Annotated in this window: 22 protein-coding genes; 17 read left to right on the forward strand and 5 right to left on the reverse strand. The window is 41.8% G+C overall.

The window, feature by feature from the left end; genetic code table 11:
* The first annotated feature begins 63 nt into the window (after window positions 1–63).
* Both AAEZ02_RS23740 and AAEZ02_RS16050 read left to right on the forward strand, forming a co-directional pair.
* On the forward strand, window positions 64–288 hold the full coding sequence (locus tag AAEZ02_RS23740; protein ID WP_502959595.1) for a DUF6988 family protein: 225 nt from the start codon (window positions 64–66) through the stop codon (window positions 286–288).
* Between the two features lie 18 nt (window positions 289–306).
* Window positions 307–906, forward strand: a complete 600-nt coding sequence (locus AAEZ02_RS16050) for a hypothetical protein (protein WP_351123979.1) — start codon at window positions 307–309, stop codon at window positions 904–906.
* An 8-nt stretch (window positions 907–914) separates the two neighbouring features.
* Here the strand turns inward: AAEZ02_RS16050 and AAEZ02_RS16055 are convergent, their stop codons facing one another.
* Window positions 915–2,150, reverse strand: a complete 1,236-nt coding sequence (locus tag AAEZ02_RS16055; RefSeq protein WP_351124009.1) for a tyrosine-type recombinase/integrase — start codon at window positions 2,148–2,150, stop codon at window positions 915–917.
* Between the two features lie 554 nt (window positions 2,151–2,704).
* Window positions 2,705–4,159, reverse strand: a complete 1,455-nt coding sequence (locus AAEZ02_RS16060; protein ID WP_351123982.1) for a tetratricopeptide repeat protein — start codon at window positions 4,157–4,159, stop codon at window positions 2,705–2,707.
* 1,629 nt (window positions 4,160–5,788) lie between these two features.
* Here AAEZ02_RS16060 and AAEZ02_RS23745 point away from each other — a divergent pair.
* The 3 genes from AAEZ02_RS23745 (at window position 5,789) to AAEZ02_RS16075 (ending at window position 7,872) form a co-directional block, all read left to right on the forward strand.
* Complete coding sequence (locus tag AAEZ02_RS23745) at window positions 5,789–5,995, forward strand: YegP family protein (RefSeq protein WP_443729201.1); 207 nt, start codon at window positions 5,789–5,791, stop codon at window positions 5,993–5,995.
* Window positions 5,996–6,685: 690 nt separating this feature from the next.
* Window positions 6,686–7,165, forward strand: coding sequence for a DUF2947 domain-containing protein (locus AAEZ02_RS16070; protein WP_124011952.1), 480 nt, complete (start codon window positions 6,686–6,688; stop codon window positions 7,163–7,165).
* 149 nt (window positions 7,166–7,314) lie between these two features.
* Window positions 7,315–7,872, forward strand: coding sequence for a chalcone isomerase family protein (locus AAEZ02_RS16075; protein ID WP_124011951.1), 558 nt, complete (start codon window positions 7,315–7,317; stop codon window positions 7,870–7,872).
* Window positions 7,873–8,344: 472 nt separating this feature from the next.
* On the opposite strand, the gene AAEZ02_RS16080 is transcribed toward AAEZ02_RS16075, so the two are convergent.
* The 3 genes from AAEZ02_RS16080 to flgA form a co-directional block, all read right to left on the reverse strand.
* Entirely contained in the window at window positions 8,345–8,818 is a 474-nt protein-coding gene (locus AAEZ02_RS16080) for a flagella synthesis protein FlgN (RefSeq protein WP_124011950.1), read from the reverse strand.
* A gap of 101 nt (window positions 8,819–8,919) precedes the next feature.
* Window positions 8,920–9,249 (reverse strand): flagellar biosynthesis anti-sigma factor FlgM, encoded by a 330-nt coding sequence (gene flgM, locus AAEZ02_RS16085; RefSeq protein WP_124011949.1) that lies wholly within the window; start codon window positions 9,247–9,249, stop codon window positions 8,920–8,922.
* A 74-nt stretch (window positions 9,250–9,323) separates the two neighbouring features.
* Window positions 9,324–10,031 carry a flagellar basal body P-ring formation chaperone FlgA gene (gene flgA, locus AAEZ02_RS16090; RefSeq protein ID WP_124011948.1) on the reverse strand — a complete coding sequence of 236 codons (708 nt, stop codon included), beginning with the start codon at window positions 10,029–10,031 and terminating at the stop codon, window positions 9,324–9,326.
* A 608-nt stretch (window positions 10,032–10,639) separates the two neighbouring features.
* On the opposite strand from flgA, the gene AAEZ02_RS16095 reads away from it, so the two are divergent.
* The 12 genes from AAEZ02_RS16095 to flgK all read left to right on the forward strand — a co-directional run bounded on the left by AAEZ02_RS16095 (window position 10,640) and on the right by flgK (window position 22,371).
* A complete protein-coding gene (locus AAEZ02_RS16095; protein ID WP_101032358.1) occupies window positions 10,640–11,560 on the forward strand; it encodes a chemotaxis protein CheV in 921 nt (306 codons plus the stop codon).
* A gap of 60 nt (window positions 11,561–11,620) precedes the next feature.
* A complete protein-coding gene (locus tag AAEZ02_RS16100) occupies window positions 11,621–12,454 on the forward strand; it encodes a CheR family methyltransferase (protein ID WP_124011947.1) in 834 nt (277 codons plus the stop codon).
* 136 nt (window positions 12,455–12,590) lie between these two features.
* Window positions 12,591–12,989 (forward strand): flagellar basal body rod protein FlgB, encoded by a 399-nt coding sequence (gene flgB / locus AAEZ02_RS16105; RefSeq protein WP_351075300.1) that lies wholly within the window; start codon window positions 12,591–12,593, stop codon window positions 12,987–12,989.
* Between the two features lie 2 nt (window positions 12,990–12,991).
* Window positions 12,992–13,408, forward strand: coding sequence for a flagellar basal body rod protein FlgC (flgC, locus tag AAEZ02_RS16110; protein ID WP_101032355.1), 417 nt, complete (start codon window positions 12,992–12,994; stop codon window positions 13,406–13,408).
* Between the two features lie 23 nt (window positions 13,409–13,431).
* A complete protein-coding gene (flgD, locus tag AAEZ02_RS16115; RefSeq protein ID WP_351075297.1) occupies window positions 13,432–14,217 on the forward strand; it encodes a flagellar hook assembly protein FlgD in 786 nt (261 codons plus the stop codon).
* Window positions 14,218–14,277: 60 nt separating this feature from the next.
* Window positions 14,278–15,654 (forward strand): flagellar hook protein FlgE, encoded by a 1,377-nt coding sequence (gene flgE, locus AAEZ02_RS16120; RefSeq protein ID WP_351123987.1) that lies wholly within the window; start codon window positions 14,278–14,280, stop codon window positions 15,652–15,654.
* A 265-nt stretch (window positions 15,655–15,919) separates the two neighbouring features.
* Complete coding sequence (gene flgF, locus AAEZ02_RS16125) at window positions 15,920–16,660, forward strand: flagellar basal-body rod protein FlgF (protein ID WP_124011943.1); 741 nt, start codon at window positions 15,920–15,922, stop codon at window positions 16,658–16,660.
* A 15-nt stretch (window positions 16,661–16,675) separates the two neighbouring features.
* On the forward strand, window positions 16,676–17,464 hold the full coding sequence (gene flgG / locus AAEZ02_RS16130; protein ID WP_101032351.1) for a flagellar basal-body rod protein FlgG: 789 nt from the start codon (window positions 16,676–16,678) through the stop codon (window positions 17,462–17,464).
* A gap of 9 nt (window positions 17,465–17,473) precedes the next feature.
* On the forward strand, window positions 17,474–18,148 hold the full coding sequence (flgH, locus tag AAEZ02_RS16135) for a flagellar basal body L-ring protein FlgH (protein WP_101032350.1): 675 nt from the start codon (window positions 17,474–17,476) through the stop codon (window positions 18,146–18,148).
* A 10-nt stretch (window positions 18,149–18,158) separates the two neighbouring features.
* On the forward strand, window positions 18,159–19,265 hold the full coding sequence (locus AAEZ02_RS16140) for a flagellar basal body P-ring protein FlgI (RefSeq protein WP_351123991.1): 1,107 nt from the start codon (window positions 18,159–18,161) through the stop codon (window positions 19,263–19,265).
* A 17-nt stretch (window positions 19,266–19,282) separates the two neighbouring features.
* On the forward strand, window positions 19,283–20,452 hold the full coding sequence (gene flgJ / locus AAEZ02_RS16145; protein ID WP_351123994.1) for a flagellar assembly peptidoglycan hydrolase FlgJ: 1,170 nt from the start codon (window positions 19,283–19,285) through the stop codon (window positions 20,450–20,452).
* A complete protein-coding gene (gene flgK / locus AAEZ02_RS16150) occupies window positions 20,452–22,371 on the forward strand; it encodes a flagellar hook-associated protein FlgK (RefSeq protein WP_124011939.1) in 1,920 nt (639 codons plus the stop codon). Before flgJ ends, flgK begins: the two co-directional genes overlap by 1 nt.
* Window positions 22,372–22,378 lie beyond the last annotated feature (7 nt).

A 22,378-nucleotide genomic window follows, 5' to 3' on the forward strand; every position in this document is an offset into this window, starting at 1 on the left:
TGATTTTTTTGATGAGGAAAGATCTGCTTATCGTTAAATTCGGCAAATAGTGGCGCTTTTAGACTGGCGTTAACACTCAGTTCTTATATCCATGGAGGCATACATGTCATCAGCCGTAAGAAGCAGGGCTACCCAGTCATACTGTTGGAAAATGTCCTTAAAAATTCTAACCAACTCAGTGGAGTTGCAGGGTACTTTTGGTCTCATCAGACTCAGAACCCGCTGATTATTGCTAATGCAATGGCTTCTTTTAAAAAATATCAGGATTGTTTTAATTACGTGCAATAAACTAATTAGGAATATTAAATGGAATTAGATGTAGTTTCGAAGTTGATTACTTTTGTCGGTGCAATTTTTGGTATTGCATTGACTATCTCTCACTTATTAGCTCAGAAAAGTACAGGGAAGCTAAAAAAATTTGATATTTTCAAAGAAATCAAAACATACCTTGATGATTCACCTGATAAGAACTTTTCAGCAATCTGTGTAGCTATTAACTGTATTTGCAAAAGGGAGTTGACATTACAGGAGGTTAAGTGGTTTATCTTGACGCCACATGCCTTTGATTATCTTAAAGCATATAGTGATCAAGAAAGGTATATCGAACTATCAGAAAACATGGATTCTTTTAGATATTCAGGTAAATACCAATCAGAAACTGTTAGAAATATAGAATATTTAGTGCTAGTGTTGGCTTACATAATTTTAGCCAGTATTGGTGTATCTATTTGTATATTTACACAGTCAAAAGTCGAAACATTTATAATGTCTATTAGCGGTTATATTTTTGGTATTATTTTCATTATCTTCGGTGTTATGGCTTTAATTCAAAAAGGTCACTTATCCAGCAGTAAATCAACTGTTAAGCGAAAATTTTGTTCTGTCATGCCGAATGAGCAAGATTAAGCATTCAGCTAAAACTTTTCAAACAGCTCTCTTTTCTCTTCCTCTGAGAGCTGTTTTATTTCCCACACCAACTTATCCACTTTCGACTCATGCTGAAAAGTCCCAAGTAAATGCGCTGTGGTGATACCTAGTTCTTGCCTAACATGCTCAATATCTAAATGCGCATAGGTACTTGCTGTGATGCTAATATCGCTATGCCCTAACAGTTTACTCGTCGTTTGAATGTTACCGCCTCGCATTACACTCCAACTGGCTATGGTTCGTCTTAAATCGTGAATGGTGACACTCTCGCCTTTTGTCTCACTACGCAAACCAGCACGTTCGGTTATACGCCACCAGAAGCTGCCTTTGCCAGACTTTTCGGTAATGTGGCCACTATGACTACGATTAGCAGGAAAAACATATTTCTCGCCTTGTTTAGCTTCAATGCTTCTACGTTTTAGAATATCCATCATCTCAATCGTTAATGGCACTGCATGAGGCTTTTTGATTTTCATCTTAGAAGTTGGAATAAGCCAAATGCCGCGCTGATGATCTATCTCTTTCCACTCCATGCTAAAAACACAGCTTTTACGCTGACCTGTCAACAATAGCGCCATGACCACATCGCTATAAATTGGCTCTTCGAATTTGAGGGCGTCTAGCAGTTCCTTGACTTCCAATTGACTAAGAATTCGCTCACGCTTGGTATCTGCCAGCTTTTTTATCTTGATAAACGGGTTGATGTCTTGATCAGCATACATCGACTTTATTAACGACAAACTTTTATTGCGTACCGCAACCGAATTTTTGGTTAGAATCAATTTGAGTAAATTATTAGCTTCTTGGACTGAGATATTATCTATAGCCAAATGACCAACAAGCTTTTGTAAATGAATGCGCCAAAGTGAGCGGATATCTTGCAAAGACTTTATACGCCGCTGACCAGACTTAATCTTTAATTCAAACTCAACTTCGAACGCATCAAACAGTTGTTGCACTGACATCGATAAAGCACGTTCACGATCAGCTTGCTGTTTTTTCTCGCGTTTTACTTCGTTAGGGTTTTGACCTTGAGACAGGTCAGAAGCATGTTTGAGTGCCAGTTTTCTAGCATTCTCGATAGTGATAGTAGGGAAATTTCCTAGGGAGACTGTTACATCACGACCTAAGTGCTTGCGGCGAAAACGAAAAATCTTTTTCCCTGATGGCAAAATATCTAAAATCAAGCCTTTAACCGAGCTTTTTTGGCCAGAATCGTGAATTCGGTAGCGTTTTAGGGGGTTCTCGAGCTGTTATAAACTACGTTTTGTAAAAGGAATATCAACACTCATAATCACTTAGCCTCAAAAAAAGTCTTTCCCTGTGCCGCCCCTGTGCCACCACGGGGGTTAATTTAGACTAATTTACAGTAATTTTGATTAATGTCAAAAAACGAAATAATGATATAAGGTGTTGATATATATAGATTGGTTAACTTTGGTCAATTCTGGTTAATCTCACCATAGCTCACCTGTGGGGAGACCATATAAGGCTTTCCACTCTTGTTTATCAGTAGTTTACTGAATATGAAAATACTATACCGCCATAGGAACACCCTTTTTTAGAATTTTATTTTTAGCTTTTTATAAAAACTCCTTTTCAACTGTTTGATTCAAATCATAGATATTAACGTCCATTCTTCATAGTTTATGAGTATGTATATTAAGAAATGATATATATGAGTGATATCTTCGAATCTTTTGTAAATACCGATGATGTTGTATTGCTTCTTTCTTATACTTCACAGCAACGGCCTATTGATTAAAACAATTCAAGATTATTGACTCTGTAGATTGAACAGTGTAGGTACCGTTTTAGGCGATAGATGATAGTTATCGATATGGTGCTGTAGGTTACTTTGTCCATCCTTGTTCGTTAGCGCATATACGTCGAGTAGCTTGATGTTTAAAGACTGACATGCATTTGCAAGCGCAAGGTTATAGTAAGCAACGATATCTTTGAACCGTTGTTGCTCAGACGGCGGTAATATCTCAATGCTTTGAGGGTGTGGAGCTGGTACGCCGTAGAGAATAATTTCAATGTCAAAAGAGTCTGCAAGATTTTTTAGTGCATTCACATATTTTGACAGCATATCATCAATCACGTCCTTGTAATCTCGTTTTGATTTCAAACTATAGCTGTAAATTCCTTCGTCCGGTCGGCAATCAATTTCCCCAAATGCAACCACCACTTTGGAACCTGGAGCAAGGTCTTGTAGTAATGATACAAGACTCACTTGGTATTTATTTTCTTCCTCGGTAACAAAGTGAATAACCTTAGCGCCCATTATGAAAAGAGAATTGACTTCATAGTTTTGGTCTTTGTATTGAATTGATGTTCGGTTGGGCGCGAATCCATGACTTTCAGAGATGAAGTACATTTTTGTGGCGTCGTTAACAAGGTTATAACAATCTTTATATTCGCCGCTCTCATACAGTGCTATAAGATTTTTAATGTAATGGTGAAATACACTGAATTTTTTCAAGTATTTTGGCTGTGAGGGAAACTGATGAATGATTTCGCTCAGCTGTAATGTGTGCTTGGCTTCATCTAAATGGTTAAATAGAAAATAGATGATGGCCTTGCCGATGAGCAAAGTGCAGAGTTGTTGCTCTGAAAGTTGCTGGCTTTGTATGCCAAGATCGGCAACTTCAAGTGCATCTTGGTAGCGGTGTTGACTGAGATGTAAGCTGAATAATTGCCAATAGGCGTCGAGGTGTGTTCTTCCTTTCTTGTGCTTATTCTCTACTTCAAGTGCTTTAACTAGCGCCTTAGCGGCATTGTCAAACTGACCTTGATCATAGTAGATGACACCTAAATGAAGGTAGAAGTCAGAATTTGTGGCATCTTGCAGGATGGCTTTCTTGCAAAAGTTTTCTGCTAATGAGTAGTTGCGCTGGTTGTGCAGACAGATAGCAAGATTGTAGTTAGGTTCAGGTAAAAGTGGTTCAAGATTAAGTGCTTTTTCGAAACACCGACTCGCTTCAACAAAACTCTCTTGGTCTAGATAAACATTGCCTAAGTTACTATGGAATGATGAAAGCTGGCTGTTAATCGCAATGGCTTTTTGAAATTCTGCTATCGCAGGTGCAAATTGTCCAAGTGCATAATAATTCAAGGCAGTTAAATGGATGGCATTAGCCAGTTTTGGTTTTTTCTCAATAATTTTTGTACACAAGGAGAGTGACTCAGCATACTCTTTTTGACGAAATAATGCCTCGGCTCTGGCCATATTACTCTTTATACTCATTTTGAGCTTCCCCAAGAAAGTTCTATTTTGTTCAAAATAACATATTAGATTAAGGACCGAAAAAAAATCTATTGAAATTAGCGTAATCCCCCTAATTTCTTAAGTTACATGATATTATAGGTGCTCTCGTTTCTATTGATGCGATGGGTTGCTAAAAAGAAAGAAATAAAACAATCATTACTCAAAAATGCGCCTATTTTCTTGCTGTGAAAGGTAATCAAAAATCTTTCAATAAAGTGATAACGGAGATGTTTAAATATTTTTGAAGTACTGAGCCATCCAACCTAAAGATAGAGAATAATCGTGGGAGGATCGAAGCCAGAAGTAGTCAGGTTTTATTGGCTAACAACTCAACAAGGATTTTTCTGATTGGGCTAGATTAAAAACGATTGAGATAAGCATGAGTTATCGTCAAGAAAAAGGACAAGAAGCTAGCTTGGAATACCATTATAACATTAGTTCAGCAAAGCTGATTGAAGACAAGTTTCCCGAAGCCGTTCGTCAACATTGGGTTGTATAAAATAGCTTGCATTGGGTGCTAGATCTGACCATGAATGAAGACGCACTCTAAATTTACAAAGGTCATAGTGTAAAAAATATAGGAATACTACGTCAGATAGCACTTAATGTGCTCAGGAAATAACCTCTAAAAGGTCGCGTTGCATCTAAGGGAAGAAAAAGGACATGGATGAAAACATCCTACTTAAGAAAGTGTTAGAAACAGGCCGAACTGAAGTGGCTAAAAGTTAAATACTTATGCTAACACCCTGTTTATTAAAGTATTCTTTAAAGCTTCGCTTTTTCGATAGTTTGTATCCGATCATGGACATTGAGCTGCATTGTTAATCATTTTCTATTAAAACTAAAACATGACAACATTGCTCAATGGGCATGCCAAAAACGACAGCTTACAAGAGACGCTAAGTACACTCTAAGACATTAACATGTGTTAAATCTTATCCTATGACCTCATATAAAAAATTCATTGCCGTTCAATAAACTCATTAAACTTGGAGACGGTGTTAAGCCAGGGCGAGATCGCGAACGTTTTTTGAACAGAATTAGTTTATTTAATGAATTATTATGGTTCATAAAGTCTTCATAGCTTGGATGATTTTTTGTTTTTTGTTTGCAGGTTAAACGTAGCGTTCAAAAAACAAGCACTCGTGCGGTTACCCTGGGTGTTAAGCACGTTATCGTTAGTTCATCCCACACATTACACCAATAACGACTCCCATTACTGATAACAATGGCCCGAATAACAACATGCTGGTTAAAAGTTGTTTATATACTTCCCTGAACAGTAAATTAGCTTAAGGTAATGATAAAAAGTAAAAATATAATTTTGATTTGGGCTTGAATACCAGTGCTAAAATAAAAATACACCGAAATTAATAAAGCTATTATTAAGTGAAGGGCTAAAATCATATTGGTGTTAAAAAGAGTCTAGGTTTGCTCGTTATCATAACTATAAAGGAGTTAATTTATGTCTGGATGGTATGAGTTAAGCAAAAGCAGCAATGATCAATTTAAGTTTGTTCTGAAGGCTGGAAATGTAGAGGTCTTCTTACTAGTGAGCTATACAGTGCAAAAAGTGGTGCAAGCAATGGTATCGGGTCAGTTCAAAATAATTCCCAAGATGAATCAAAATTTTCCAAAGTAACCGCTAAAAATGCTAAGCCCTATTTCCATCTCAAAGCGGCTAATCATCAAATCATTGGCACTAGCAAAATGTATTCGGATATCACTGCTAGTGATAATGGCATAGGTTCTGTAATGGAACATGGTGACACTCCAACAATCAAAGACTTAAGTTAAAACTGCTCGTGCTTTCTACTGGCTCTCGACTCTCATCTGCCGAGCGCTGCTCTATTCTGTCAATCTTAGACACTTGCGCATCAGTCCCTAACAAATGCGCCGTAGTCATCCCCAACGCAGCTCTAACATGTTCAATATCTAAGAGGGCATAGGTGTTTGTTTGCTGTGATACTGACTCTTGCTTAAATCTCTGTCTATCGACAGGTGATTATGACCTCACGATTTGCTGGTGATTGACATCATGAAGTATTGTATTACCGCCATGCATAACACACTAGCTTGCTATGGTGCACCGTAATCATCAATGGTGACTACAATCCTGACACTGGCGGCTTAAAAAGATTTTTCAGTGCCGCGCTGTATAACAACAGCGCGCTGCGCGTTTGGTGATGCAATGCCACCGCGGCCTTTATCCGCGTTATCGATTCCTTTTGCTATTGCTATTAGGTTAGCTGATTGGCTGTGCCGACTGGGAAATACATCGCGTTTACCTTTCGCCACGTGTTGGTTATGGCGGCTATGATCCTTGATTAATTTTTTGATTATCTTTTCGATTGGCATTTTTTTTGATTATCTTTTTTGATAATTTTTTTTGGTAAATTGGCAGATCATTTATCTCTGTTGCTATCGCAGTCTGATCCGCTTTAGCGCTATAATTGCGTTTCATTTTTAGTTGCTAGGAGCAATTGTTTGTCATATTCATATATTCCGTTTGATCTTTATAAGCGTAAGTGGATTTTTAACCATAAAGATTTGCCTGTGTCAGATGATGATAAGGCCTTGATTAAACCACTGACCGATAAAAGTGCCATGGAAGTGTGGGATAAGTGGATAAGCAATAAAAGCAGCCGTGCGGAACTATTCGAGAAAGGTGATTGGCCAGCAAAGCAAGATGCTTGGACTGCAACGGATCATTGGCAATCGGCGTGGGACTCTGATGATATTGCGATGCCTGAAGCGATTACTAAACATATTCAATGGCCTGATGATACGGTTGTATATTTTTGCTATGAAAAGTACCAAATCATTGAAACGCGCTGGTGTGTGTTCGTGCGCAATTGGAAGAGTTTTTTATTTTTTGATGATGGTCCTATTTTAATGGCGCCAAAGCACAAGCAAGCGTTGATGTTTCAACAAAATGGCCAATATAAGTTAGGCGTTCGTGGTTAGTTTATGAGTCGTTAATCTAAGCGTACTTAAGCTAATAATTGAGCTAATAATTGAGCAAATTAATGGGATGAATGGCTGATATTGCAGTCGTTCATGTTGTAATGGTTTATACAGTGGTTATTTATATTGTTTTTTTTTAGAGAGTTTAGATGAAGTTATTAGCTTTAATTGGCTGTTTAGTGTTGACGCTGCCGTTGTTGGTGCAAGCAAGAATGATTGCCGATGTTGATGTTGCTGAGCAAATGAATGTTGCAGAGCAACCATTAATATTAAATGGTGCGGGCGTGCGCAGTAAATTTTTTATGGATATTTATGTAGCCAGTTTGTACTTACCTACCAAAGTTTATACGCTTGAAGATGTGCTCGCTCAGCCTATAGCGGTAATCCAATTAACCATTACTTCTTCGATGGCCACCTCAGAGAGAATGCGTGACGGCATTACGAAAGGTTTTGAGACTGCTACCGACAATGACACCCATTTTATTGCCAAAGAGATTGAACATTTCACTCAACAATTTGCTTACGACGTTGTCGACGGGGATCAATTTACTTTTGTGACCCAAAAAGGCAAGGGCGTGAGCAGCATTAAAAATGGTCAAGTTCAAGGTGATATTGCTGGAGAGGCTTTTCGTCAGGTATTACTTAACATTTGGTTAGGTGAAGAGTCTGCGCAACAAAGTTTACGCCAGGCAATGCTAGCTCAGTAACTCACCTGCTAGGTTCTAGGGCGGACTACGTCCTGCTAGTATCGCTTCGCTGCTAGGGCGGACTACGTCCTGCTAGTATCGCTTCGCTGCTAGGGCGGACTACGTCCTGCTAGGGTCGCTTCGCTGCTAGAGCGGACTACGTCCTGCTAGGGTCGCTTCGCTGCTAGAGCGGACTACGTCCTGCTAGGGTCGCTTCGCTGCTAGGGCGGACTACGTCCAGCTAGGGTCGCTTCGCTGCTAGGGCGGACTACGTCCTGCTAAGAACAGCTTCGCTGTTAAGACTTTATAGCCTCTATGCCTTCCGCTTTATTTTTTCCGTTTATTCGCTTGTTATCGGATGCGGCTCAGATTTTATAGTCTCTAGCCGCGAAGCGTCCTAGCAGCGAAGCGCTCTAGGCTGTTGCTCAGATTTTATAGCCTCTAGCCGCGAAGCGTCCTAGCAGCGCTCTAGGCTGTTGCTCTCTAGGCTTTATTAGGCTGTAAAATCATTACCGAGTGTTGAAATGGTGGAGGTTTTGCCTTTGTCATTGTAGGTTAAACTTGATGCATTACGGCTGGCTTGCAATGCTTGGGCAAATCGATTTAGGCTGGCGATATTGTGTTCAATTAAGCTGGCATTCTGGCTATTAATGTCTTTGCATTCTGCGAGAATAGATTTGGCCTGGGCGACTTTTTGTACCAGTCCAGGAGCTGTGGTAAGCAGGGCGTGCTGGGGGTGTTGAGCCAGTTTTTCGTCAGTCGCTTTCATATTGATTAAGCACTGGGTTTTGTCTTTGGAAAGCGTCAGTAGTTTGTCGGCATCTTGGTTTGTTAATGCGGCTTTTTCTTCAACAATAAGCAGTTTCAGCTGTGCTAAGGTCTGATTTTGGGTCTCTAACAGTGCACGTAGCTCATCGTTTGGTTGTTCGCTTGGTTGTTTATTTAGCTCTTCATTTAGCTCTGTCATAAATTACTCATTGGTTTTGTTAACTGACACTTATCTATGATGCAAGTTAGCACCTATTATCTGTGTGTCGTTAAAACAAATTAAAGAGTAACGTTTAACGGCTACTCTTTGTCAAACGATAGACTGCTTAGCTCTGCTTCAAAGCTGGCAATATTCGCAGCAAGCTTTTCTGGGTCGACTTTATAGCGTCCTTCAGAGATAGCGAGCTTAATTTCTGCGACCTTTTTTTGGTCAACTTCAGGTGTCGCTTCCATTTTTGCTTGCGCGCTCTGAAGCTGGTGAGCTTGAGCGGTGATGCTAACGGAATCGGCTTTAACCGGTGCCGCGGATTTTTGAGCCACAGCAGTATTAGATTGCTTAGCAGACTGCGTGTCACGTGCAGTGCGCATTTGGGTATTAGCCGCAGTGTTATGCTTAATGTCAATTGCCATTGGAGGCTCCAGCGTAATGTATTAGGTTCTTCAAACAGATTATCGGCACTGTTGGAAAAAACTTTAGTCCTAGTTTACATTCTTACTTCAACTTCGCCAACCCCAACCACCACCGCATCAAATTGTTTACTCGTGTTACTGTTTTTCACCCTGATGACGTCATCAAGATTGCCGTCACGCAGTGCTTCACCAAGGGTTTTTATTTGAACATTAGCGGTTCTAGCGTAGATGGAAACCGAGTCACCTTTGCACACAAAACACAGGTTATTACTCAATACAGGTGAGTCTTTTGCCACGCGACGTTTCACTCGCGAACCGATTAATGTGTGGGTATCAGAAAAAAAGTGGCCTCTTAAACTATATTGGTCAACATACATGATGTTTAAGTGATGTGGAGCAATAATTTGGTCTGGAGACAGTAGCTGGTTAGCCACCACGACAGGGTATTGTATTTCAACTCGAACAGAGAGATACATTTGCCATGGATAGTCATAGTCTGGGCTGATACAACTTAGTTTTACCATGTTATTTCGACTAATGGCTCTTTCACTGGCGAGTTCGGCATTAATCGGTGGATAGCAGCGCGGTGGACTAAGACGACCTTCAAGATTTTGTGGGGTAATTTGCACCTTAGCGTTGGCGTCGGCATCAATTTTTTTTGCGACCACCTCTTTAGCTAACGTATAAATGGCCGATAGTTTAGGTGTTACTATCTCTTCGCTAGCAAATGCTGGCAAAGAAAGCGTCATTGAGCACAAAAAACATAAAAAAAATACTTTCATAATGAAGATCCTAGCTTGTGTTGCCAGAATGCACCTATACTTTGGAGAACGAAAAATATGCGAGTAATCTCTGCATACGCAATAAGCTAAAAATGAGGTGAGGGCATGATAATAACATTTCCCTTTCGTCAAAAAAGTGTCAGTTCACTGTAAGTGTTAACTTAGTAAAAGTTAAAGCAAGTTGCATGCCCACTTTTAATTCAATAATTTGATAGGTATTTGCTAGGCTGCTGATGGTTTGCCCAGAATGTGTCATGTTCGTCTGATGAAAACCTCAATTGGGGGTAAATTGGGGGTAAATTAGAGACAGTAACGGTTATCAAATGGCCCTTTGTTCGGCTATTCACCTTGTATCGACTCACAATAGGCCCGCTATTGGCGCGGCGACTAACACTATTGTTAACATGTGAGTGCACCTTTATTAGCAAAACACATGGCATGTTTGATATTGCAGACTTGAAATAAACCCATTTTTAACGATTTATCCCCTCTCTTATCCAGGTTGAGGTTAAAATAGCTAGCAAGCGTATTATATTAAACCAAGGTTCACTATAATGTTAACCAACAATTTTATTCTTTTGAGTAACAGTTAACTACAAGGCTGTGTTATGTCGAGCATTTTAGAATCAGTAAATAAACGTACCCAGCTTGTCGGACAAAACAGATTAGAGCTGTTACTGTTTAAGCTTAACGGTCGTCAACGCTTTGGTATTAACGTATTTAAAGTAAAAGAGGTATTACAATGTCCTCCACTGACAAGGCTACCTAAGCTAAACCCCTATGTTAAAGGTGTTGCGCATATTCGTGGGGAAACCATTTCTATTATCGATTTAAGTGCAGCAACCGGTGGGCGTCCACTGACATCAACTGAAAATTGCTTTGTTATCATTTCCGAATATAACCGCAGTGTTCAAGGCTTTTTGGTCAGTTCTGTTGAGCGTATCATCAATATGAATTGGGAATCTATTTTGCCGCCGCCCCAAGGTTCAGGACGTTCTTCATATTTAACGGCTGTGACTGAGATTGAAGGTGAGCTGGTTGAAATTTTGGATGTTGAAAAAATTCTTGATGAAATTTCACCTGTTAAGACCTCTATCAGTAAAGAAGTCAGTGAGACGTTAACTATCGATAAAGAACAGCATTATCATATTATGGTTATTGATGATTCTACGGTGGCACGCAAACAAATTATTCGTTCGTTAGAGTCGTTAAATCTGCAAATCGATACCGCTAAAGATGGTAAAGAAGCGTTGATCATGCTGAAAAATATTGCCGCTGAAATGGATGATGTCTCAGTTGAGATCCCGCTGATTATTTCAGATATCGAAATGCCAGAAATGGACGGTTATACTTTAACTGCTGAAATTCGTGATGATCCAAAATTAAAGAACATAAAAGTAGTTCTACACACATCATTAAGTGGTGTGTTTAACCAAGCAATGGTAGAAAAAGTAGGTGCTAACGATTTTATTGCTAAGTTTAACCCCGATGAATTAGCCTCAGCGGTTAACAAACATTTGAGTTTATAAGCCTCTAATATTGAACAATATTAGAGGCTTAGCTCATTGGCCACATATTAGGAAGTTAATGTGACAGATAAATCACTTGCTGAAGCAGAGTACAATCAATTTAGGCTGTTTTTAGAGCAGCATAGCGGTATTGTGTTAGGTGAGAATAAACAATATTTAGTCCGCAGTCGTTTAGCGCCGTTGATGGGGAAGCATAATTTACCTTCTTTGTCTGAGGTGGTTAAAAAGTCGATGAAACCGATAGAACGTCAGCTGCGTGCTGAAGTGATAGATGCAATGACCACCAATGAAACCTTATGGTTTCGAGACCGTTATCCGTTTGAATTACTGAACAATACTCTACTGCCTGAATACAGTAAGCTTGGCAGACCGTTAAAAATATGGTCAGCGGCATGTTCTTCTGGGCAAGAACCTTACTCTTTGTCGATGACAGTGTTGGAATATCAACAGCGTAAACCCGGTGCTTTACCGGGCGGCGCGACGATTCAGGCAACGGACTTGTCACCATCAATGTTAGAGCGCTGTAAGAATGCTGAATATGATGGTTTAGCGCTGGCTCGTGGCTTGTCTGAAGAGCGTAAACGTCAGTTTTTTGATGCTTTACCGTCGGGCAACATGACAGTGAAAGATAATGTTAAGCGTTTAGTTAACTTTAGAGCACATAATTTACTTGAAAGTTATAGCTTATTAGGTAAGTACGATATTATTTTTTGCCGTAATGTATTGATTTATTTTGGGCCAGAGGCAAAGACTAAAATTTTGCGGCAATTTGCTGCCGCACTTAATCCCAAAGGTATTTTATTCTTGGGTGCGTCAGAATCTCTAGCAGGCTTAAGTGATGAGTTTACTATGGTTCGCTGTAATCCTGGTATTTATTACCAAAAGAAAATATAGATAAAATAACAAGTTAAGCTATTTATCATGCCGGCATTCGTCGGCATGTTTGTTTTTGTCTTTTATTCGTTTAAAAATTAAATTGTTGGCATAACCCTTGCTTTATTACTATCAGTTAGCTGATGGAGGCAATTTTATGGCGATTAATTTCGATAATGCATTAGGTGTTCACCAATATTCTTTGGGCATTCGAGCTCAAAGAGCAGAAGTAATTTCAAGTAATATCGCCAATGCCAATACTCCTCATTATAAAGCTCAAGATGTTAATTTTGCTGCTGCCATGAAATCGGCAAGCTCGCATCAACAGGGCTTGAGTATGAGTCAAACCACAGACAAACATTTTGATTTAACGGCGTTAAGTCAACAACATGTTCAATATCGTATACCAAATCAGGCCGATACTGGCGATGGTAATACCGTCGATACCCAGAAAGAACAAGCAGCATTTATGCAAAATTCGCTCGAATATCAAATGTCATTAGGCTTTCTTGAGGGCAAATTTAATGGCATGCGTAAAGCATTGAGAGGTGACTAATCATGAGTTTATTCAATATTTTCAATGTGTCTGGTTCGGGTATGTCAGCGCAGTCAGTGCGTTTGAATACTACCGCCAGTAATATTGCCAATGCTGATTCGGTGTCAAGCAGTGTCGATAAAACCTATCGTGCACGTCATCCTGTTTTTGAGGCCGAAATGCTAAAAGCCAATAGCCAGCAAGACAGTTCGCCTGGCGTCAGCGTTAAAGGCATTGTCGAAAGTAACAAACCATTATTAAAAGAATACTCGCCAGACCATCCAATGGCGGATGGTGATGGTTTTATTTACAAACCTAATGTCAATGTGATGGAAGAAATGGCCGATATGATTTCTGCATCACGCTCTTATCAAATGAACGTTCAGGTGGCTGATGCAACTAAGTCTATGTTGCAACAGACGTTAAGGATGGGTAAATAGTATGATTATTCAAGGAGGTAACAATGAGCCTCGTTAACTCTTACAGTCAGTCTTTACCGCAACAGTCCAGTAGTGCTTCAAACACAAGTGCTACAACCAAAAATTCTGTGCAGGCAAATACGACCACCACGACCACAGGTAATCCTTTTCTTGACGGAATTCGCTTACCTGAAGAAAGTGCGATACCTGAAGCAAAAGATCAGATGTTAAAGCAAGATGATTTCTTTGCTTTACTCAGTCAACAGTTGTCGATGCAAGATCCCTTTAAACCGGTTGATAATGATCAAATGATTGCCCAAATGGCATCATTTTCCACAGTCGATGGTATTTCAAATCTTAATGATGAAATTCTTAACCTCAATACTGTGATGAGTTCTAGCCAAGCATTGCAAGCTTCTGGTTTAGTGGGCCGTAAAGTGCTTATTCCTTCTGATACTGGGGCTATTTCTACTGAAAACTCGGAAATTAAAGGGGTGATCAGTACGCCATCAACCATCGAATCTATTTCGGTCAGAATTGAAGATGAGTCGGGTCAGCTGATTAAGAGCTTTAATATTGATGGCAGTAAAGGCGGCAATGTTGATGTGACGTGGGATGGTTTAGATTCAGATGGCCAACCCGCAGAAGCCGGTAATTACGCCATTAAGGCTAGCGGTAAAGTGGATGGAACGTCGGAAGATTTAGCCGTATCGACTTATGCCCATGTTACCAGTGTGTCATTGGGCACTGTGGCGACAGGCGCTATTTTGAATTTGCGTGGAGTAGGTGGAATTAAGTTATCTGACGTACTCGCAGTATCTGAAACATAATACGGCCATCAATAAAGAGTTGGCTGTCATCATAAATGAATTAATTGTGAGAGGTGAAACATGTCATTTAATATCGCACTGAGTGGTATTGCTGCCGCGCAAAAAGACTTAAATACAACCGCGAATAACATCGCGAACGTGAATACTATTGGCTTTAAAGAGTCTCGGACAGAGTTTGCTGATGTGTATGCCAATTCTATTTTTTCCAACGGTAAAACCGCAGTGGGCGGCGGTGCCACCACCTCACAAGTTGCGCAACAGTTTCATCAAGGTAGCTTGCAATTTACCAGTAACTCGCTAGATATGGCGATAAGTGGAGGGGGTTTCTTTGTTACCTCGTCAGAATTAGGCACTAAAGATCAATCATTTACTCGTGCGGGTGCATTTAAAGTTGATTCAGGCAATTACATGGTTGACTCAGCAGGTAACTTTTTACAAGGTTTCCCTGTTGATGAAGATGGTAATTCAACGTCGGTGAGCTTAACCACCACCAAACCCATTGAGATCCCAGATAAAGCGGGCAGCCCAGTAAAATCGTCAAACGTTGAAATACAGATGAATCTTAATGTGGGAGAGAATGCATTAGATCCAGCTAACTTTAATCCTAAAGATTCTGACACCTTTAATAATTCCACCTCAGTGACGATTTATGATTCGCTAGGTGAGTCACATATTATGACCAGTTACTTTATTAAGCCTGAGCAGGGTTCATATACTGGCGAAAGTAATTGGGTGGCCTTTTATGCGGTTGATGGAAAGCCTGTTGACACGACTGTTGCTGGCAGTTATGAAACAGATACTGATGATGATGGCACCAAAGATAATAGTGCATTGGCAGAAGCTGCTGATCCCGATGGATTAGGAGGAACATGGTCGGGTGCCGTGCTTACCTTTAACTCAGTAGGTGCCAATATAAGCAGCGACCCCGTTTCGATCACCACGGAGTCATTAGGCACTGCGGGTGCAAATACTTTAGGCCCTGAGGCCGATGGTACGCAAACTCTTAATATAAAGTTTGATAATCCAACCCAGTATGCTTCTCCGTTTGAAGTAACTAAATTAGCCCAAGATGGTATTACCGTTGGCCGATTGACTAACGTAGGTATTGGCGCTGATGGATTAGTGACCGCAAGCTACAGTAATGGCTCAACGGTGCCGTTATCACGAGTAGCCTTGGTGCGTTTTGCCAATGAGCAAGGACTCACTCAGGTGGGGAATACGTCTTGGAAAGCCAGTATCGATTCAGGTGCAGCATTAGCGGGAGAGGCCAATAGTGGTACCTTTGGTGATATAAAATCTTCTGCGCTTGAACAGTCAAACGTTGAGTTAACCACCGAGCTTGTGGATTTAATCTCGGCTCAGCGTAACTTCCAAGCCAACTCGCGTACCCTTGAAGTGAACAATACTTTAAACCAAACCATATTACAGATCCGCTAAGTTAACCACACGTCATGATAGGTGTTGCCGTTTGCGGCAACACCTTGCCTTTACCCCTTCATTATTAGTCCTCATTATTAGTCCTCGTTATTATTCCCTGGTGTTGTTTGATACTTTTTTGACACTCATGAGTTATTCGTTAATGTTAATTCTTAACTGATTCAATCTATTACATCTCCATAATCCGCCTTAAAACTCATTGGCATGATGCTTGCTTATTCTGTGTATATAAATTGTTTTTGCAGAAAGTTTGACGGAGCAACAAATGGACAAATTTCTTTATATTGCCATGAGTGGCGCAAAGCAAGGTATGAATGCCTTAGCAGTAAGTGCTAACAATCTTGCCAACGCCAATACTGATGGATTTAAAGCTGACATGGTCCAAGCCCGTTCAATGCAGGCCTTTGGTGAAGGCTTGCCTACGCGAGTATTTGCGATGATGGAAAGCCCCGGCAGTAACTTTAACGGCGGTCCCATTCAAACCACAGGTCGCGACCTTGATATCGCAGTTAAGGGCGATGGCTGGGTTGCCGTACAAGCGGCTGACGGTTCAGAAGCTTACACCCGTGCAGGCAGTTTGAAATTTGACAGTACCGGTTTGCTGTTAAATAGCAGCAATCGCCCTGTGATGGGCAATTCCGGTCCTATTGTGTTGCCTATCCCCATTGAGAAAGTAGAAATTTCGGCCAACGGTATTATTTCAGTTAGGCCCCAAGGGGCGACTGCCGAAGTGGTTGAAGAAGTGGCGAGGATTAAATTAGTTAATCCTGGTAACGAGAACATGATGCGCGGTGAAGATGGTTTGTTCCGCCTGATTGCCGGTGGCGATGCGCCAAAGGACCCCGGGGTTGAAGTTGTCAGTGGCGCAGTTGAAGGCAGTAATGTCAATTCAGTGCAAGAAATGGTCGCCATGATCGATATTCAACGTCGATATGAAATGCAAGTCAAAATGATGAAGAACGCTGAAGAAATTGATAAGGCGTCAGCTTCTTTGATGAGAATCTAGTTAGGAGTAATTATTATGCATCCAGCGTTATGGATAAGTAAAACAGGTGTAGATGCCCAGCAAACCAACATTGCGGTTATTTCTAATAACGTGGCTAACGCCAGTACTGTCGGATTTAAGAAAAGCCGAGCGGTATTTGAAGACCTACTTTATCAAACCGTTAATCAAGCCGGTGGCATTAGCTCAGACAACAGCAAGTTACCCAATGGCTTAAATATTGGTGCTGGTACTAAGGTTGTTGCTACCCAAAAAATGTTTACCCAAGGCAACATGCTCACCACCGATAACTCATTAGATTTAATGATTGAAGGTTCAGGCTTTTTTGAAGTGCAAATGCCAGATGGTACTGCTGCTTATACCCGTAATGGTCAGTTTAGCTTGGATGATACCGGTCAGATTGTTACCCCAGGTTCAGGCTATGTGGTTCAGCCGCCGATCACTATTCCCGATGATTCCTCCAGTATTACCGTATCCGCATCGGGTGAAGTGTCAGTGCAAACCCCAGGTACTGCAGCTAGTCAGGTGATTGGCCAGTTAACCATGACCGATTTTATTAATCCGTCAGGTTTAGATCCCCTAGGACAAAACTTGTATACCGAAACGGGTGCCAGTGGCACGCCTATCCAAGGTACGGCATCCCAAGACGGTTTAGGCTCTATTCGCCAAGGGGCACTGGAAACCTCTAACGTCAATGTGACTGAGGAATTGGTCAACCTTATTCAAGGACAACGTATTTACGAGATGAACTCCAAAGTGATCTCGGCGGTTGATCAAATGCTGTCTTATATTAATCAGAATCTCTAAGGCGTTAAGATGATTAAATACATTGCGTTAGCGTCAATGGTGTTATTAATTGGCTGTAGTTCTACGCCCAAGAAACCCATTGAAGATGACCCCTTTTATGCGCCGGTATACCCAGATACGATACCGACACAAGTGGCGGCAACGGGATCTATTTATCTTGATAGCCAAGCATCAAGCTTGTATTCCGATATTCGTGCTCATCGCGTCGGTGACATTATTACGGTGACCTTAAAAGAATCAACCCAAGCATCGAAAAGCGCCAATAACGAAATCAAAAAAGACACTGATTTAAGCGTTGAACCAATATATGCCGGCGGCAAAAACATTTCCATAAGCGGCGTCCCAATTGATTTGGGTTACGGCGACAGCATGAATACCAAGCGCGAGTCTGATGCTGACCAATCAAACAGTTTAAATGGCAGTATTTCAGCCAATGTCATTCAAGTGCTCAGTAACGGCAACTTAGTGATCCGTGGCGAAAAATGGATTTCGATCAATAACGGTGATGAGTTTATTCGCATCACAGGGATGATCCGCAGCGAAGACATTAACCCAGATAATACTATCGATTCGACACGAGTGGCCAACGCTCGCATTCAGTATAGCGGCACCGGTACGTTTGCTGATGCCCAAAAAGTCGGTTGGCTGAGTTCATTCTTTATGAGTGAGTGGTGGCCTTTTTAAGGAGTAATGGATGAAAACTAAACTGATTGTGGCGACGGTATCGATAGTCGCGTCGATATTAATGTTAACCGCGCCTGCACATGCAGAGCGGATTAAAGACATCGCCAGTATTCAAGGGGTGCGAAGTAACCAATTAGTCGGTTATGGGCTGGTGGTCGGTTTGCCTGGTACGGGGGAAAGTACCCGTTATACCGAACAAACATTTAGCACCATGCTGAAAAACTTCGGCATCAATTTACCTGATTCGGTTCGTGCTAGCTCAAAAAACATCGCCGTCGTTGCGGTGCATGCAGAAATGCCAGCCTTTATTAAACCGGGTCAAAAACTTGACATTACCGTGTCCAGTTTAGGCCAAGCAAAAAGTTTACGTGGCGGCACCTTATTACAAACCTTCTTAAAAGGGGTGGACGACAATGTCTATGCCATTGCTCAGGGCAGCTTAGTTGTCAGTGGTTTTAGTGCTGAAGGGCTTGATGGCTCAATGGTGATCCAAAATACCCCAACGGTCGGCCGCATTCCCAGTGGCGCCATTGTCGAGCGCAGTGTGGTCAGTCCCTTTGCCAGCGGTGATTACCTTACCTTCAATTTACGTCGTGCTGATTTTTCTACCGCTAAACGCACCGCAGATGCGATTAATAATTTACTCGGCCCTGATATGGCCAAGGCCATTGATGCCACCTCTATTCAAGTGAGTGCGCCACGGGATGCATCACAGCGAGTGTCATTTTTATCGGTATTAGAAAACATCGACGTTATACCGGCAGAAGAATCTGCCAAAGTGATTGTTAACTCACGTACTGGCACCATAGTGGTTGGCCAAAACGTTAAGTTATTACCAGCCGCGGTGACCCACGGCGGATTAACCGTCACCATTGCCGAAGCCACCCAAGTGTCACAACCTAACGCATTAGCGGGCGGCGATACGGTTGTTACCGCCAACAGTACGATTGATGTGTCAGAAAAAGATCGTCGTATGTTTATGTTTAACCCAGGCACCACACTTGATGAACTTGTCAGAGCCGTGAATTTAGTGGGCGCAGCCCCATCTGATGTCCTTGCCATACTCGAAGCGTTAAAAATGGCAGGCGCTTTGCATGGTGAACTCATCATCATCTAATAATTGTCGGAATGACTATGGATAAGTTGTCAGCTTCATCGAACTTTTTGGATCTAGGAGGACTAGATTCACTTCGCGTCCAGGCCCAGAAAGACGAGAAGGGGGCACTTAAAGAAGCGGCTAAGCAATTTGAAGGTATTTTTATTCAAATGCTAATGAAAAGCATGCGAGATGCCAATGCCGCGTTTAAGTCAGACAGTCCAATGAACAGTGAAACCACCGCGTTTTTTGAAAAAATGCGCGATGAGCAAATGTCGGTCGATCTATCAAATAAAGGCATGTTAGGGCTAGCTGAGATGATGATGCAGCAACTAGACCCTGAAGATAGCGCCGTTACGCCAGCATCGGTATTGCGTGGCAATAGCGATTATAAAGTTAATCCGAGTATGTTTGCAGCGCCGCCAACGGCATTAGATAACGACACCCTTGATGCCATTGCGCCAAAAGATCAAATAGCAGCATCGCATTCTATTATCGGCCACTCTGTTATAGATAGCGCCGAATCTATGCGACCTATGTCGGCCCAGCTTTCTAGTGCGTTAGAGGCTAAACCGTTATCCAGTGTGTTAGACAGCGAGCAATTAGCGAGTGTGTTACGCGGTGAACAATTAGCCAGTCAAGCAGCGCAAGCAGGCAAAGGTTTGCCGCAGGCAGATGTTACTGTGCCAAAAGATAAAGGCATTATGGTGAGTCAATTTACCAGCCCTGAGCATTTTATCTCAGTGTTATATCCCCACGCTGAAAAAGCGGCTAAATCTTTGGGAACCTCTGCAGAAGTGTTAATTGCTCAATCCGCGTTAGAAACGGGTTGGGGCCAAAAAGTGGTACGTCGTAACGACGGCACCATGAGTCATAACTTATTTAATATCAAAGCAGACAAACGTTGGCAAGGTGAGAAAACCTCAGTCAATACATTGGAATTTGAAAAGGGCATTGCGGTGCAACAAAAAGCGGATTTCAGAATGTATGACAACCTTGAGCAGAGCTTTAATGACTTTGTGTCGTTTATTAGCCAAGGCGATCGTTATCAAGATGCGCGCAAAGTGGCCGCTGAGCCGACTCAATTTATTAAAGCGTTGCAAAAAGCCGGCTACGCCACCGACCCTCAATATGCCGATAAAGTCATCAATGTGATGAAGTCGGTAAAAGAAGGCCTTAAATCTGTATTACCTGTGGAGACTCAATAATGTCGATTGACTTACTCAATATCGCTCGCACAGGTATTCAAGCATCCCAAGCACAATTAGGCGTCACCAGTAATAACATCGCTAATGCCAATACTGAAGGTTATAACAGGCAAGTCGCGACTCAGGCGTCATCACAATCTCAACACTTGGGCAATAATTTTTATGGCACCGGCACGTATGTGTCCGATGTTAAACGTGTTTATAACGAATTTGCCGCACGTGAGTTACGGATTGGCCAAACTAGTATGAGCGCGGCTGAAACCTCTTACAGTAAGTTAAGCGAACTAGACCAAATTTATGCTCAAGTGGGCCAAATGGTGCCCGAAAATTTGAATAACTTTTTTGCCAGCATTAATAGTGTCGCCGATTTACCCAGCGACCTTGGTATTCGCAGTAGCAGCCTTAGTTCGGCGCAGCAGTTGGCCAATGGCCTAAATCAAATGCAATCACAACTTGATGGCCAGGTGAAACAAACCAATAGCCAAATTGAAGCCATTACTACTCGTATTAATGAGATTGGTAAAGAGCTAGGCAGCCTCAATGTAGAGTTGATGAAATCTCAAGATCAAGACAGCCAAGTGCTAGACAAGCAAGGTGCTCTCATTCTAGAACTGAGCGAATATGCCCAGGTCAATGTGATCCCGTTAGACACAGGTGCCAAGTCCATTATGCTTGGCGGCTCAATGATGTTGGTGTCGGGTGAAGTGTCAATGTCGATGGGCATGAGTGCCGGCGACCCTTATCCCAATGAGCCGCGCATTAATGCCTCCATTGGCGATAAAACCCTTAATGTCGATCCGTCTAAATTGGGCGGCCAATTAGGCGCATTATTTTCTTTTCGGGACGACACCTTAATACCCGCCAGTACTGAACTTGGCCAATTAGCACTTGGGGTGGCAGACACCTTTAATGGAATGCAATCAAAAGGAATTGATTTAAATGGTGAGGTTGGCAGTAACATTTTTACTGATATTAACGATCCGTTAATGGCATTAAGCCGGGTAGGGGCGTTTTCAACCAATAAAGGCACTGCAACAGGAGTGTCAGTCAATATTGATGATGTTGGCGCGTTATCGGGTGGCAGTTATGAGTTGAGCTTTATCTCGGCAACAAATAACTACCAACTGAAAGATACTCAAACCGGCAAAGTGTCACCGTTGGTATTATCAGGCAGTCAACTTACTGGCGGTGCAGGTTTTAGCATTAACATTGCCAGTGGCGCAATGGCCGATGGCGACAAGTTTGAAATTCGCCCAACTGCGGGTGGCGCTGCAGGCTTAAAAGTGGTGATGACCGACCCTAAAGGCATTGCCGCCGCAGGGCCGACCTTAACATCGGCCACTGCTAACTCAGGTAACACGGCCATTAGCTTAAATAGCATGGATTCATCTGCTGGTGGCTTTCAAGGTATCGGATCATCTATTACCTTCCAACTTGATACTGCTGCGAACACATATGAATCTTTTAATGCCGCTGGTGCCTCATTAGGCACAGGCGCTATCACAAATAACAATATCAACGCTTTTGGTATGGATTTCGATATTACCCGTAATGGTACCGCTACCGCCGACAGCTTTACGTTTGATTTGTCATTGGCCGAAGGTGACAACAGCAATGCGGTAGCAATGGCGAGCTTATCAAATAGCAAACTAATGAATAACGGCACGGGCACATTAACCAGCGTATTTGAAAATACTAAACTCGATATCGGCAGCCAAACTAAATCTGCTGAAGTGCGCGTTAGCTCCGCCACGGCCATATATCAACAAGCTAGCAACCGTGTTCAAAGTGAGTCAGGTGTCAACCTTGATGAAGAAGCCGCAAACTTAATGCGCTTCCAACAATCTTATCAAGCCTCCGCCAGAATTATGACAACAGCCCAAACCATTTTCGATACTTTATTCAGCTCGGTTCGCTAGGAGATAA

It is taken from the genome of Shewanella sp. T24-MNA-CIBAN-0130 (assembly GCF_040310185.1).
GTDB classification, from domain to species: domain Bacteria; phylum Pseudomonadota; class Gammaproteobacteria; order Enterobacterales; family Shewanellaceae; genus Shewanella; species Shewanella psychromarinicola.

Bases quoted from the DNA above. Each gene is read 5' to 3' on its own strand.
- AAEZ02_RS16050 (WP_351123979.1), top strand. From the start codon at position 307: ATGGAATTAGATGTAGTTTCGAAGTTGATTACTTTTGTCGGTGCAATT.
- AAEZ02_RS16060 (WP_351123982.1), bottom strand. From the start codon at position 4,159: ATGGCCAGAGCCGAGGCATTATTTCGTCAAAAAGAGTATGCTGAGTCA.
- AAEZ02_RS16075 (WP_124011951.1), top strand. From the start codon at position 7,315: ATGAAGTTATTAGCTTTAATTGGCTGTTTAGTGTTGACGCTGCCGTTG.
- AAEZ02_RS16080 (WP_124011950.1), bottom strand. From the start codon at position 8,818: ATGACAGAGCTAAATGAAGAGCTAAATAAACAACCAAGCGAACAACCA.
- flgM (WP_124011949.1), bottom strand. From the start codon at position 9,249: ATGGCAATTGACATTAAGCATAACACTGCGGCTAATACCCAAATGCGC.
- flgA (WP_124011948.1), bottom strand. From the start codon at position 10,031: ATGAAAGTATTTTTTTTATGTTTTTTGTGCTCAATGACGCTTTCTTTG.
- AAEZ02_RS16095 (WP_101032358.1), top strand. From the start codon at position 10,640: ATGTCGAGCATTTTAGAATCAGTAAATAAACGTACCCAGCTTGTCGGA.
- flgB (WP_351075300.1), top strand. From the start codon at position 12,591: ATGGCGATTAATTTCGATAATGCATTAGGTGTTCACCAATATTCTTTG.
- flgC (WP_101032355.1), top strand. From the start codon at position 12,992: ATGAGTTTATTCAATATTTTCAATGTGTCTGGTTCGGGTATGTCAGCG.
- flgD (WP_351075297.1), top strand. From the start codon at position 13,432: ATGAGCCTCGTTAACTCTTACAGTCAGTCTTTACCGCAACAGTCCAGT.
- flgE (WP_351123987.1), top strand. From the start codon at position 14,278: ATGTCATTTAATATCGCACTGAGTGGTATTGCTGCCGCGCAAAAAGAC.
- flgF (WP_124011943.1), top strand. From the start codon at position 15,920: ATGGACAAATTTCTTTATATTGCCATGAGTGGCGCAAAGCAAGGTATG.
- flgG (WP_101032351.1), top strand. From the start codon at position 16,676: ATGCATCCAGCGTTATGGATAAGTAAAACAGGTGTAGATGCCCAGCAA.
- flgH (WP_101032350.1), top strand. From the start codon at position 17,474: ATGATTAAATACATTGCGTTAGCGTCAATGGTGTTATTAATTGGCTGT.
- AAEZ02_RS16140 (WP_351123991.1), top strand. From the start codon at position 18,159: ATGAAAACTAAACTGATTGTGGCGACGGTATCGATAGTCGCGTCGATA.
- flgJ (WP_351123994.1), top strand. From the start codon at position 19,283: ATGGATAAGTTGTCAGCTTCATCGAACTTTTTGGATCTAGGAGGACTA.
- flgK (WP_124011939.1), top strand. From the start codon at position 20,452: ATGTCGATTGACTTACTCAATATCGCTCGCACAGGTATTCAAGCATCC.